The following is a 13,024-nucleotide window of genomic DNA, read 5'->3' as shown; positions in this document are numbered from 1 at the left end:
GCGAGCGAGCGCTCGCTCGTTTTTCTACGTATAGAGGATCAAGCGGCGTAATGCAAGGAATCCGAGCGAACTCGGCTTACACGTTGTCGGGAAGACGACGAATACCGACATGGATCGGGCTGTCGATCATGGAGGCCGGCAGCAAGGTGTAGTCGATGCCGTAGAGGAAACGGACCCAATAGGCGATAGCGAGCTCGCTTGGCGGTAGCGCCCCTTAATTGGTCCGTCGAAGAAAGCGTGAGAAAGGGTCGCAGCCCTACGGGCAAGCGGCTTAATCCGCTTGCCCGTAGGGCCTAATAAACCTCCGCCACGGCGGCGATATGCTCTTGTAATTTATTCGAGAAGTCCTTCACCTGAACAAACACGCCGGTCTCGGGTTCGTCCATGACATAACGGTTAAGGATCTGAACGAAGTCGCGCAGTTGAGCAAGTAGCTCTTCCTGCATCAAATAAACGTTCAACAGCTCGTCCTGAACCCCCGCTTCGCTGTCGTTCAGGCTGTTCTCCAACCAAGCCAGATACGCCTCGCCCAACACACCGGAAGCATGAACGGCTCTTAATATGCGACTTGGAGTCCGCGCCAGACACGCATAACCGCGCTTGAGCTCGGTGCGGCTAGCCAGACTCTGAACCTCTAACAGTACATCGATAACGCCGGCCAATGCACGCGAGCGCTTAGCTACACCCGCCCCGAAAGCCGCAATCGAACCGAAAGGATTACAAGTCTCGGGCTTTAGCCGTGCCCGCGTCAGCAATATCCGCACGGCCTTATGGTTTTCGTAAAAATGGGTGCCGCTATTCATCTGCAAAAACGGCACGGCGTTCGCCAGGTTCAGATCCAGCTTATCGAGTAGCCCGGTCCGTAAATGATATAACCCGTCGGAAATGCCGATGGACTGGCCAAGCAAATGTAACCGCGCGCCGGACATAAAAGCCGGGTAACCGCTGGCATCGCAGCGCTCGTGGTGCTCGATGACTGCCAGATTCGTCAGCGGGGGCACCGCGCTGCCAACCTCTTCGACCAACAACTTGCTCACGATGACGTGACTTTGAATCGCCCGCCATTCCGCCATCGTCAACTCGTCTTCCTTCTCAAGGATAGCGGGGTCGATGTGCAAAAACCCAATATCGTGCACCAAGCCCCCTAAATAAGCTGCCCGAACCTCGGACGGGGGCCGCTTCAAGGCCTGTACGATTAACGTCGCCAAAGTCGCGACGAAAAGCGACTGTTCGAACAAATGCGGCTTACGATGGAAAAGCACGGTAAGGTTTTGCAGTATCAACCGCGGCAGCCGCACCCCGAGGACCATCCCCTCGAAGTCCTCTTCCATTTCCATGCCGTCCAACAACGCCTTCAAGTCGGGGAACAACGCCCACAACTTATGAAACTCATCCATCACGGATTGCTCCGTGAGGCCTTTATTGATATCGACTAAGGAATGCAACGGCTTCGCCAATCGATGTTGGCGAATTTTCTTGCTTAGCGACTCGTTAATGCGCGTACCTTTACGCGCAATCAACATGCCTCGATCGTTATAGATATCTTCGATCGAAACCACTTCCGTGGTCGCGTTCACCTGACTTAGGTGGTCTGCGTAATGCTGCGGTTGATCTTCTAGCCGCTGCTCCGGATGTGCGTCCATCAGCCAATCGACTCCTGCCCAGCCATTGAGCGCCGCTTGCCCCCTCGGAGCCTTTAGCTTTGCGGCGACTCTAAACCCATATTGCCAGAGGCTGTCGCATAAGCGCGCCTGCCTAAGCACCCGTGAGAAACGCCTAAACCGTTTCTCACGCCCGCCGGCCGATGTAAACACCGTTCGCGTCGATAAGATCCCTCTCTAGACAGTCTCTGAGTCAACACTCCCCAACGTACAATATCAGCATACACTGACAGTTGGGAGTATCGTCCTTGCAGAAGGAAAGCGCAGGCGTGCCCTCACGGCGCCAACGCACCGGAAACGGCACGTGTCGCAGCGGCGCGGCGTGTTCTAACCGGGAACGGCCTTACGACCCAACAGGCCGAAATACTTTCCTTAACCAGTTAAACGGCCGCCACGGAAATCTCTTAAGGCCTGTTCCACCTCCTCCGGCGTATTCATCACGAATGGACCATAATGAGCAACAGGCTCTTGCAAGGGTTTAGCCGCCAACAACAAGGCACGCCCGCCCTCGCTCCCGGCGTCCAGATTAACCCGATCCCCCTTGCTCAACACTGCCAAACGGCTTTGTTCGACAGCCGTGTCGGCAACCTGAAGCTGCCCCTCGTAGCAGTACATAAGAACCGTATAATCGCTCGCCACCGGCACACTGAGGCTCGCCCCTGGCTCTAAGCGTACGTCGAGATAAAGCGGGTCGGTCGTCACGCCAACGACGGCGCCGTCTACCTGATTGCCCTCGCCCGCCGCAAAAGCTCCGGCCACGACCTTGACGTCACCACCGGCCACCGTTTGGACCGGGATATCCTCCGGGGGAATATCGCGATACGCAGCAGGCTTCATTTTCTCGTTGGCCGGCAGGTTCAGCCACAATTGAAAGCCCCGCATCCGCCCCTCTTCCTGCTGCGGCATCTCGGAATGAATAATGCCGCGCCCGGCCGTCATCCACTGCACGGCACCAGGCACTAAACGCCCCCGATTCCCCAAGTGATCCTCGTGGAGCATTTCGCCTTCCAACATGTAGGTGACGGTTTCGAAGCCTCGATGGGGGTGCGCAGGAAAGCCGGCGATGTAATCATCGGCCTGGTTGGAGTTAAACTCATCCAACATCAAAAAAGGGTCCAAACCATGGCTTGGACCGAATACACGATTGAGCTTAACGCCCGCCCCATCGGACGCCGGCTGCCCAAGCAAAACTCGTTCGATGCGACGCTCGCTCATAAGCACCTCCTTACAGCAATCTCGCACACCAGAATCTCCGCACCTTCTAATATGATACCGTGCAATTCTTCAATTGTGGCTTATGAACGAAAGAAAATGTCGAGCGCCGGCACCCGCCTAATGCTGAGCGCCCTGCCCTTCATATCGAGCCGACAGCAAACGCTCGCGAATGTAGGTACGAGCCATGAACTTCACCTCGCTCAACATGGCTGCCGCTTGCGTTTCGCTCATCGTCATTCCCAAATGCAGCACCGCACCGCAAGCTCGCGTGAGCATGGTTACCGCACCTTCCAGCTCATTGCGATCAATGCCTGGATAGCGTGACGCAGCACGATCGGCAAGGCGGCGCGCGTTTCTCCGCAGCTCCGAGAGATCCAGCTCGGCCAGCTCCGGCATGACTTGCATACCCGACCAAATCTCTGCGTAACCGGGCTCGGTACGATAGAATTCGGCATACCGATCGAGCAGCCGATCAACGCCATCTTCCAAGTCGAACCGCACCAAGAAATCTTCCAGATATCGATCCAGCTTGGTTAGCTGACGTTCGGCAACCGCCCTAACAACGGCCGCCTTGTTTGGAAAGTAGCGATACAGCGATGCAAGCGATATCTTGGCGCGCTGAGCAATCCCTGAAGTTCCTGCTGCCTCAACGCCGACTTCGGCAATCAGCCCAGCGGCCGCATCGAGGATTCGCTCCACCCTCGCGACACTACGCGCCTGCACCGGCTGTTTACGTTGCTCTATACTGGCCGCCATCATTACGCCTTATTCTCCTTAACAAACTGATCGCCTTCCTCAACGAAACGCTGACCGCAGACAAGAAGGACCTTTCTGTACACACAGAAAGCGGGCACAGACGCAGGCCGCAATCGACCGTCTGCGCGGACAACAGAACGTGGGGAATAGGTAAGCGCTTCCTTAATATTCTACTAATTAGCAGATTTCATTATCTCTTAATTTTTCGAATAGTACGTCAAAAGCAACATTTAGATAAAGTGACCTAAGAAGGCATTCCCCCTAGAAAACGGCAAAACTGTACAACTCAGCGGCAACGTAATAGGCTTTAGAGCAAGTACAGGAATTGTTCTTCTATTAAATTAGGAAACCCTGAATAGTTTCTTCAGGACAAATCAATAATAAAAGTGCACTGCACATGCAAGGGACGCCAACCGAGATAACCTCTCCACCGGGAGGTTTGGGGCTTTTTACATTCTGGGACAGATTGCCGCCGACGATGGCAGCCTTCCTCTTGCTAGTATTTACCCTAGCCCTTGCGGTTCTGCTCAGAGAAAGCAGCTCGCCCACTACCCGTACCTATCTGTTATTCGTGACGACCTCGCTTGCCGGCGTCGCCTCTACCATTCTGTTTATACTTGCGGACGACCCGGCTCTGGTCGAGAGCATTCATCCGCATCTGTTTGCCGTTATCACGCTACTTTCCCCCACGATCTATCAACTTGCCGTTTTGGCGGGCAAACGCCCTTCCAGAGCGCGACTGAAGATTACCTTAGCGTGGTCCAGCGCGGCGTGCTTCATGATTTTGCACGCCACCCACGGCTGGCTTTTCACCAACGGCGTGTACGAGTATGCCTGGGGCTACGTTCCTAAACTGACGGGAGCGGGGCTAATTTGGCTTTTCTACAAAGGCGTGCTGATGACGCTGGCCGCACTTTTGATTTATCGCGGCTACCGCGACGCAGCCGCCGGTACAGCTCAACGTAACCGCTGCCGGGTGCTACTGATCGTCGTCATAACGGTTCTGCTCGGCGGCGTGGGCATGCTTCCCAGCTTAGGCATTGCCGTCCCTCCGATACTGCTTGCGTCGGTGGCGGTACAGATCGCGCTGGTGACCTACGTGGCCATTCGTTACGGGCTTGGCGAAATAACCCCGACCAAGATGGCGTTTCACGTCCTTGACACACTGTCGGAAGCGCTGCTCGTGATCGACAGCGACCAGAAAGTGCATTTTGCCAACCCGGCCGCTAAACGGCTATTTAACTGTCTGGAACCGACGCGAATGTCGCTCGATAAAGTCATAGAAGACCCGAGACTGCTCGATACGATCCTGCACTCGACCCATATCGGACAAGCCTCTCAAACCGAACTCCCGTACACGGACAACAAAGGAGGGCAGCACCGACTACGGGTATCGGTAAATCGCCCTACGGTTGCCTGGAGTAGCGCCCCCGTTACTATTTGCGTATTAACCAACCTCTCCGAGAATAACGAGAAGAGCCGCCGACAACACCTTAGCCAACGATTGAGCGAGACGCTTTTCGCGCTACAGGAGACAAACAGCCGGTTACGCAATTCAAGCAGTCGCGATCCGCTGACGAATCTCTATAATCGCCGTCATATGGAAGGCGTGCTAGACCGGCTTTGTTATGCTACTCGCCAGAATAACGCTTACATGTCGCTCGTATTGATTCGCCTGGAGCCGCTGCACGGACTGCGCGTACGCTTTACGGAAGCGGAAGGGAATACGCTATTACGGCAAACAGCGATCGCGCTCGAAGAAATCGCGTCGCGCCCCTCTTATATCGCGGCCCGACTGGGAGAGGATCTGTTCGCCTTAGCGCTACCTAATACAACGGCAACCGAGGCATTACACGCTGCACACCGGGCCGAAGCGCTCATCAAAACATTAACGAGCGATTCCGGAACCCCCTACCCTTTAGACGTCGCCGCAGGCATTGCCACCCTACCCGCCGCCGAACTGGGCACGGGTGCGGCACAGGCTTTGCTCTATCAGGCGGAAACATGCCTTCAAGAAACGACTGAACGGCGACGACGCGTATTGGCAGACCGCACGGCCATCGACGCGCAAGAAGACGAAAGCCCGCTTAACGGCGGCTTGAGTTGAACGCCGAACCTCAATGACACCATTGCGCTCAGTGTTTTTGCATCCAGTCCTGCCACGGCCAATGGCGATCCGCTTTTACATGAGCCTCGATCTGATCGATAGGCAACGCGGCACTGAATAAGAAGCCTTGCGTTCCCGTACAGTAGCGACTCTGTAGAAACGCAAGCTGATCGATCGTCTCAACGCCTTCGGCCACAACGCGTAAGCCCATCTCCTGCGCCAACGCCAACATGGCGGCAACCAAGGTAGTATCGCGCGGATCGGGGCCGAGCCGACCAATAAACTCGCGGTCGATCTTAAGAATATCGGCCGGTAGGCGGGTCAGGTAAGCTAACGAAGAGTAACCGGTACCGAAATCGTCGATGGCGATATGAACCCCCAAGGCTCGCAGCTCCCACAAGGCATCGCGCACGGCGCGATTGTCTTCCAGCAATAGTCCCTCTGTTACCTCCAGTACAAGATTCGTCGCCGGCAGACGCGCGAACTGCAAGGCGCGCTTGACCGCGCTTACGATATCGCTCTGATAGAAGGAACGCGGGCTCACGTTCACGGTAACGGACACATCGTGTAAACCCGCCGCCTGCAAGCGCCGGCATTGCAAGCAGGATTCTTTAAGAATCCACCGGGTCACCGATACGATAAGGCCGGTGTCCTCCAGTACCGGCACGAATTCGCTTGGCGGGCGTAATTCTTGCCCCGCCGGCCGCCATCGGATCAATGCTTCGAACGATGTGATCCGACCGCTCAAAGGGTCGACAATCGGTTGAAAATGCAATTCGAAGTCGCGCTGCCCCAGAGCCTGACGCAGCTCAGTCTCCAACCGTAGCCGCTCATGCGCGGCCGCCGTCATCTCCGTGGAATAGAATTGGTATTGATTGCGCCCTAAGCGCTTGGCGTAATACATCGCCGTATCGGCTAGCTCAACAAGCTTATCGATGTGCTCGGCATCGTTCGGATAAACGGCGACACCCATCGACACACCCATGAACAACTGCTGCCCTTCAACGGTAAACGGGGGCTCGAAGGTCTGGAGGATCTTACCGGCGACGGTATGAATCTGGCCAGCGTTGTAGATGTCGTTTAGCAGGATCGTAAATTCGTCGCCTGCAATGTGGGCAACGATGTCGCTATCTCGCACATTGTTTCTTAACCGTTCGGCAACCTGACACAACAAGGTGTCGCCGGCTTTATGGCCGAGACTGTCGTTGATTTTCTTGAAACGGTCTAAGTCCAGAAACAGTACCGCCGCCATGCTGCCATTGCGCCGGGCGCGGGCGACGGTTTCTGCCAGATGATCGCGAAACAAAGCACGGTTAGGAAGCCCCGTCAGCGGGTGCTGAAAGGCTAGGCGCTGGAGTTTTTCCTTATCGCGTATCCGCTCGGTAACATCGCGCCCCGTCGCAACGAAACCGACCGTGGCCCCGCCGGGCTCCCGCAGCGGCGTGACCGTCGTCTCTTGATAAAAATCGGACCCGTCCTTCCGCCCAGTGACCAATACGCCCTTATAGGCTTCACGGGCTCGCACAGCATCCCAAAGCTGCTGATAATCCCCGTGCTTTTTTCGTCTCGAACGCAGGCAACGGCTACTTTGACCGATGATCTCGGCTTTCTGATAACCCGTTTTGCGCAGGAACGCTGGATTAACGTAGCGAATAGCACCTTCGGCATCGGTTATGACCACCAGGTCGTCCGTCTGCTCGACAACCGCACCGAGGCGACGCGCCTGGATGGTCGAACGCGCCCGGCTGTTCAACAAGCCCGCAATATACCAACTCGCTCCGCCGCACGGCAGCAGAATGGCCAAAAGAATGAGCCCTCCCCACTGAACGCGGCTCCACTGCGCGGCTGCTAATATGGCGGCATCGACGAAGGAAACGATCTTCCAGCTGGCTTGAGCGATGCCTTGCTCTCCCTCGCCGATTGCCGGCAAAGCCACCCCTAAGCGCTCGGGGACCACCGTGAGCGGATCGACCGTAATAAAGCTGTACAGTCCCTCTTCGGAAACGAACTGCCCACTACCGACGACGGCCATCACCTCCCAGGCTTCGCCATCCACTGCCTGAAACGACTCCGCTTCAGCGTCTTCGGGCCATACGTTGACCCACTCCCCGTAAGGCATCCACTGCCCTTGGGCGTTTACTATGAACCCCACGCCGGGCGCATCCGCCATACTGGCCTGCAGGTTCTCCAAAAAGCGCTCGCCATGGTAAGCCACGGCCAGAATACCTCGGACCCTGCCCTGCAAATCTTCCACCGGCGTAAATACGCTGATCCGCAGATGATCGCGACCGTCCTCGCCGGTGAAGATATCAAGCCCCGACACACTTAATTGGCCCGGCCGCGCGCCTTCTATCCAAGCCATCGGATCATCGGTCAAGGGCCGGACATCGGGACTTAAAGGAAACTGCTCGGCAAGATCGAACAGCACTTGCTCGCGGCCGTCCAGATCGATAAAGCTGACCCGCTCATACAAGCTCTTGTAGTAAGCAAACTCTTCCAGCTCTTGGGCAACCGGCTCCCAATTAGGCGTTGGCGAACCGATCGCCTCCCGTAACGCCGGACTGTTAACCAGTAACTGCAGATCCGCACCGATCGACTCCAGATCGTTCTTCACGGTGGTTGCCGCCGAACTGACTGCATGCGCTTGCAAGGCATTAAGTCGATTGCGCTCAATCGAATAACCATGGTACTGGAACGCGCCCACCACCAATGCCACTAAGCATGCCACCGGCAAAAAGATGATAAGAAAGCGCCGCATGCGGGCCCGCCGTTTCTCAAGGCGCAACGAGCATCGCTCTCCGCGCCATCAGGTAAAGGTTATCGCCTAGCAAGACGGTTACGTCTCCTGCCTCGATCTATTAGAGCAACAGAATACCTGACTTCCGGGAGCTGCCGATCCCCTTCTCACCGCCTACCCGACAGGCAGGCCCACAACCGACTACCCAGAGCCCAAATCGACGCCTCCCTATGAGGGAGTTGGGGAGATTTACGGCCGCTATCAATTAACGGTGGCTTGCTACAGCCAGTGCCGCCTCCTCTTTACCTATGTGCTTCCCGCCCCATAACCCTAACGACACCTACTCACAACTAGCCCCCACTCAAAGCCAAACCGCTGTTAATCGTCCTTATCGTGAACATGCAGCTGGTAAGGCTTCCGCTCAGTCGGGTAGCGCCCGCCAGCCAACGCGTCGAGATTAGCTAACGGCGGAAACAACTCGCCGACTTCAACGCTCAAGCAAGAGGCAATGCGAATCAGGTTAAGTGCCGCTACATTTCGCTCGCCACGCTCCACGCCTCCGTAGTAAGCGCGATCTAAACCTGCTGCCGCTGCAAAGGCTTCTTGCGAAAAGCCGCGCGCCTTACGTAAGGCTCGGATTTGTTCGCCGAGCGCTAAAAGTTGAGAATTTTTTGCATATGATCCCGAGCCCGTCTAGAATGCCTATAACACCACGGCTTATGAGCACCATTTCTAGGGAAGCTGAAAAGGATAGACAGCTTATGGAACGAACTTGCCGTACCTGTGCGTATTTCGATACCTCGACCTTCGAAACCCGTTATGGCGAAACGGGATGCGACCTACGTATGGGCATGTGCCGAAGGCAACCGCCGCATCCGGACTTCGCCCGCTTGATGTCGACTGCCCGCTTACTTCCACGGGGAAAAATGGTCATTTTTCAGTGTACCCGGAAACCGGGGAGGATGATTGGTGCGGAGAATGGCAGGCTTACCCCGGCAAGCACGACGCCGCCCCCGTGACAACCGTCGACGCAAACTAACACGGCCGACCGCCTCTCGGTTTGCCGACTCAGCGGGCTAGCAAGCCGCCAAGCCCTGGCAGCATTGGGTTGCGAGTAGGCCGTGTGGCCAGTAAATCTCCACCTTACTGGGCCACACGCGTATAAGTAACCAACGTTGCAACGGAAACTTAGCGAAGCGGCGGTACCTGATAGCGCGGCAGCTCCGCCCAAACCGAAATAGGATAACGCCCCTCGCCGTCGGTTATCCAAATCTCCGAGTCCAAATACTCGCCTTGGACGGCAACTCTCGCCTTATGCTCAGTCAGCACCGCCGGCACCATATCCCGCGGCGGTTTACACACTAACCGGTACGACGGCGGGTACCGCGTTGCACCATCCCGCACAAATTGTACTTCGTAGCCCGGAGTAGGCAGCACCACACGGGCGAACAAGTAGGCTTCATGCGCCGCTTGCACTGCGATGTACTCAATACCGTTGCCGTCAGCAGAGCGGCACATCTGCCGTTGCTCTATGGTATCCGCCTGCGCGGCGGAAACGCCTAGCAAAGGAATCGCAACCAGCGCCTGACTTATGATTGTTCGTATTGAGAAAGCCATTGTTATCTCTCCTTGATAGTGGCTAAGCGCACGGCTGTCATAGAACAGCATGCCCTATCAGTTTAGCGCATTAACGGCGAGACGACCGCTGCGCCTTAGCAGCAGTCGGTGTACTGATAAGTATTATATTTTGCTACCCAAAAGAATAGTATTGCCAAACTGGCGAGAGCGTTCTTGAATAGCGTCGCAGCAACGCGAAGACAAGGACAAATAATGCTGACCTCGCTACTCAAAACCCGACGTTTTGCGCCTTTCTTCTGGACTCAGTTCTTTGGAGCGCTCAACGACAACCTTTTCAAGAACGCCTTAATCATTCTGATTGTATTTCAAGGAGCCCAATGGAGCGCGGCCGACTCCAATGTCATGGTCAACGTTGCAGCGGGCCTTTTTATTCTGCCTTTCCTCGTCCTCTCGCCCTTGGCCGGTCAACTGGCCGACAAGCTTGAAAAGTCGCGTTGGATACGTCTCATCAAGGTCGGGGAGATCGCAATCATGGGGCTGGCGGTACTCGGGCTCCTCCTACAGAGCCTATGGCTTTTGTTCGCGGTTTTATTCTTACTCGGCGTTCAGTCCAGCCTGTTCGGGCCCGTGAAATACAGCATCCTGCCACAGCACCTCCGTAGCAAGGAATTGGTCGCCGGCAACGGCCTCGTCGAAATGGGCACCTTTGTGGCAATTCTTATCGGCACTTTGCTTGGCGGTCTTTTGGTGGGTAGCGGCAATCAGGGGCCGACGTGGGTGGCCATAAGCGTTACCTTGTTCGCCTTACTCGGGTACGCTACGGCTCGGCGGATTCCAAAAGCGTCGGCAGCGGCACCGCACCTCAAACTGAACTGGAACCTTCCGGCCGAACTCGCTCGCAGCATCGGTTTTATTCGCCGGCAGCGTAGCGTAATGCTAGCGGTTATCGGGATTGCCTGGTTCTGGTTTCTTGGCGCCGTACTATTGACGCAGTTTCCCAACTTCACCAATGACGTGCTCCGCGGCAACGAATACGTCGCAGTCTCTTGCTAGCGGCTTTTTCAATCGGTATAGGCACCGGGGCGCTGCTCTGCGATCGCTTATCCGGCGGCCGAATCGAGCTTGGCCTGGTCGGTTTGGGCGCCCTTGGCATCACCTTGTTTATCGTACGTCTCTACACAGGTTCCCCAAGCACGACAGCCGATACCGCATTACTTGGCCCGGTGGCGTTCCTAACAACCGACTACGGCAGCCGCATCTTCTTCGACACCCTACTGCTTGGTCTGTTCGGAGGCATCTACATCGTTCCCCTGACGACGCTGATCCAAAAGCGCAGCAGCCCTAAACACCGCGCGCGCGTCATCGCCGGCAATAACGTGCTAAGTGCTTTGGCGATGGTACTTGCTTCCGGATTCGCTATCCTGGCGCTAAACATTGCGAACTTAAGCATTCCTCAGCTATTCCTGCTCCTTGGAGCGATGAATGCGATGGTAGCCGTCTATATTGCTTGGCGCCTGCCTGAGTTCTTACTCCGGTTTCTGGCTTGGTTGCTTACCCCAGCCCTTTATCGGTTGCGCAAGCAAGGCGTTGCTAATCTGCCGGAAGAAGGGCCGGCCTTGCTGGTATGCAATCATGTAAGCTTCGTCGACGCGATCATCCTCAGCGCCACCGCCCCACGCCCGATACGGTTCGTCATGTACCACAAGATTTTCCGAATCCCGTTGTTGAGCTTTATATTCCGCGGGATGAAAGCCATTCCGATTGCACCGGCGAAAGAAGACCCGCGTCTTCTCGACAACGCCTACGACCGTATCGATGCCGCATTAGCGGCCGGCGAGTGGGTCTGCATCTTTCCGGAGGGGGGCTAACGCCCAATGGAGAACTACAAACCTTCCGCCGTGGTGTCGAACGCATTCTTAAGCGCCGCCCGGTTCCCGTTATTCCTATGGGCTTGCGTGGCTTATGGGGAAGCTTGTTCAGCCGTCACGGCGGGCGCGCGTTCTTCAAGCTTCCTCGCCGCTTCCGCAGCCGGATACGGGTTTGCATAGGCACCCCGGTCGCACCGAGCGAAGCCACCGCCGAACGCTTGCAAGAAAAAGTTGCCCACCTCATTTCCAGGTGCCCTGGCAACTCGTCGGCAACGGCGTACCCTATCAAGCAACAACCACTACCGCGGTGATGTTATGCCACGCACTCCACAAACCAGCTTGCTCATAAAAGCGCTAAAACGAAGCCTAAAAGCTCATGGTATTACCTACGTCCAAGTCGCCGCGGCACTCGACCTAAGCGAGGCCAGCGTCAAGCGGCTGTTTTCCGAAGAGAGTTTTTCCTTGCAAAGGCTTGAGCAAGTCTGCGCATTGGTCGACTTGTCGCTCACCGAGCTTGCTCGCAGCGTCGAAGACGGCATCGACGAGATCCGCGAGCTAGACCCGGCGCAGGAGCAAGCGCTCAGCGAAGAGCCCCGGCTGCTGTTGGTCTTCTATCTGCTGCTGAACGGCTACACCGTCGACGACATTATCCGGGAGTATCAGATCGAAGAACTGGAAAGTATTAAAATACTCGCGCAGCTGGATCGAATGGGATTAATCGAATTACAGCCCGGCAACCGCGTGCGCCTACTAACCTCGCGCTTTCTGACCTGGCGCGACGATGGCCCCATTCGTCGTTTCTTCGACGAGCGCGTCAGGGAAGAATTCTTCGAATCGCGCTTCGATCAGCCGGCGGAAACGCTGAAGTTTATCTCCGGCATGCTCTCCCGCCCGTCTTTACGACTCATGGAGCGCAAGCTCAGCCTGCTTGCGCAAGAATTCAACGAACTTGCGCGACTCGACAGCACCCTCCCACTCAGCGAGCGGCACGGGTGTAGCGTCATGCTGGCTCAGCGCGTATGGGCATTTTCCATGTTCTCCCGCTATGCAAGAGCAGGCGATAAAAAAGCATAACCGTGTGTCGAACAACCGCCGGGGATTT

General features: G+C 56.2%; 9 protein-coding genes and 1 pseudogene. 4 read left to right on the top strand and 6 right to left on the bottom strand.

Translation table 11 applies throughout. The features are described 5' to 3' along the window. Positions 1 to 293 precede the first annotated feature (293 nt). The 3 genes from CAI21_RS20880 to CAI21_RS20870 all read right to left on the bottom strand — a co-directional run bounded on the left by CAI21_RS20880 (position 294) and on the right by CAI21_RS20870 (position 3,635). On the bottom strand, positions 294 to 1,643 hold the full coding sequence (locus CAI21_RS20880; RefSeq protein WP_116304073.1) for an HD-GYP domain-containing protein: 1,350 nt from the start codon (positions 1,641 to 1,643) through the stop codon (positions 294 to 296). 390 nt (positions 1,644 to 2,033) lie between these two features. Next, complete coding sequence (locus CAI21_RS20875; RefSeq protein ID WP_116304072.1) at positions 2,034 to 2,876, bottom strand: pirin family protein; 843 nt, start codon at positions 2,874 to 2,876, stop codon at positions 2,034 to 2,036. A gap of 117 nt (positions 2,877 to 2,993) precedes the next feature. Then, a complete protein-coding gene (locus CAI21_RS20870) occupies positions 2,994 to 3,635 on the bottom strand; it encodes a TetR/AcrR family transcriptional regulator (protein WP_116304071.1) in 642 nt (213 codons plus the stop codon). 475 nt (positions 3,636 to 4,110) lie between these two features. On the opposite strand from CAI21_RS20870, the gene CAI21_RS20865 reads away from it, so the two are divergent. Continuing rightward, the gene (locus tag CAI21_RS20865; protein WP_181919566.1) at positions 4,111 to 5,739 is read left to right on the top strand and encodes a GGDEF domain-containing protein; all 1,629 of its coding nucleotides are present in this window, start codon (positions 4,111 to 4,113) and stop codon (positions 5,737 to 5,739) included. 28 nt (positions 5,740 to 5,767) lie between these two features. Here the strand turns inward: CAI21_RS20865 and CAI21_RS20860 are convergent, their stop codons facing one another. From CAI21_RS20860 to CAI21_RS20850, 3 genes and pseudogenes are all read right to left on the bottom strand, one after another. Beyond that, a complete protein-coding gene (locus CAI21_RS20860; protein ID WP_116304069.1) occupies positions 5,768 to 8,497 on the bottom strand; it encodes a bifunctional diguanylate cyclase/phosphodiesterase in 2,730 nt (909 codons plus the stop codon). Between the two features lie 357 nt (positions 8,498 to 8,854). Next, positions 8,855 to 9,118, bottom strand: a pseudogene (locus tag CAI21_RS20855) (helix-turn-helix domain-containing protein); the annotation flags it as partial. A 546-nt stretch (positions 9,119 to 9,664) separates the two neighbouring features. Continuing rightward, the gene (locus CAI21_RS20850; protein ID WP_116304067.1) at positions 9,665 to 10,093 is read right to left on the bottom strand and encodes a hypothetical protein; all 429 of its coding nucleotides are present in this window, start codon (positions 10,091 to 10,093) and stop codon (positions 9,665 to 9,667) included. A 213-nt stretch (positions 10,094 to 10,306) separates the two neighbouring features. Between CAI21_RS20850 and CAI21_RS24310 the strand changes: the two genes are divergently transcribed. From CAI21_RS24310 to CAI21_RS20840, 3 genes are all read left to right on the top strand, one after another. Continuing rightward, positions 10,307 to 11,107 carry an MFS transporter gene (locus CAI21_RS24310; RefSeq protein ID WP_220348975.1) on the top strand — a complete coding sequence of 267 codons (801 nt, stop codon included), beginning with the start codon at positions 10,307 to 10,309 and terminating at the stop codon, positions 11,105 to 11,107. After that, the gene (locus CAI21_RS24305; protein ID WP_220348972.1) at positions 11,101 to 11,922 is read left to right on the top strand and encodes a 1-acyl-sn-glycerol-3-phosphate acyltransferase; all 822 of its coding nucleotides are present in this window, start codon (positions 11,101 to 11,103) and stop codon (positions 11,920 to 11,922) included. Before CAI21_RS24310 ends, CAI21_RS24305 begins: the two co-directional genes overlap by 7 nt. 315 nt (positions 11,923 to 12,237) lie before the next feature. Then, the gene (locus CAI21_RS20840) at positions 12,238 to 12,996 is read left to right on the top strand and encodes a helix-turn-helix domain-containing protein (protein WP_116304066.1); all 759 of its coding nucleotides are present in this window, start codon (positions 12,238 to 12,240) and stop codon (positions 12,994 to 12,996) included. Positions 12,997 to 13,024 lie beyond the last annotated feature (28 nt).

The organism is Alkalilimnicola ehrlichii, from assembly GCF_003399765.1.
Lineage (GTDB): Bacteria > Pseudomonadota > Gammaproteobacteria > Nitrococcales > AK92 > AK92.
Note: the sequence above shows the minus strand (reverse complement) of the source record. Positions and strands in the feature narration are given on the sequence as shown.

Bases quoted from the DNA above. Each gene is read 5' to 3' on its own strand.
- CAI21_RS20880 (WP_116304073.1), bottom strand. From the start codon at position 1,643: ATGGACGCACATCCGGAGCAGCGGCTAGAAGATCAACCGCAGCATTAC.
- CAI21_RS20875 (WP_116304072.1), bottom strand. From the start codon at position 2,876: ATGAGCGAGCGTCGCATCGAACGAGTTTTGCTTGGGCAGCCGGCGTCC.
- CAI21_RS20870 (WP_116304071.1), bottom strand. From the start codon at position 3,635: ATGATGGCGGCCAGTATAGAGCAACGTAAACAGCCGGTGCAGGCGCGT.
- CAI21_RS20865 (WP_181919566.1), top strand. From the start codon at position 4,111: ATGGCAGCCTTCCTCTTGCTAGTATTTACCCTAGCCCTTGCGGTTCTG.
- CAI21_RS20860 (WP_116304069.1), bottom strand. From the start codon at position 8,497: ATGCGGCGCTTTCTTATCATCTTTTTGCCGGTGGCATGCTTAGTGGCA.
- CAI21_RS20850 (WP_116304067.1), bottom strand. From the start codon at position 10,093: ATGGCTTTCTCAATACGAACAATCATAAGTCAGGCGCTGGTTGCGATT.
- CAI21_RS24310 (WP_220348975.1), top strand. From the start codon at position 10,307: ATGCTGACCTCGCTACTCAAAACCCGACGTTTTGCGCCTTTCTTCTGG.
- CAI21_RS20840 (WP_116304066.1), top strand. From the start codon at position 12,238: ATGCCACGCACTCCACAAACCAGCTTGCTCATAAAAGCGCTAAAACGA.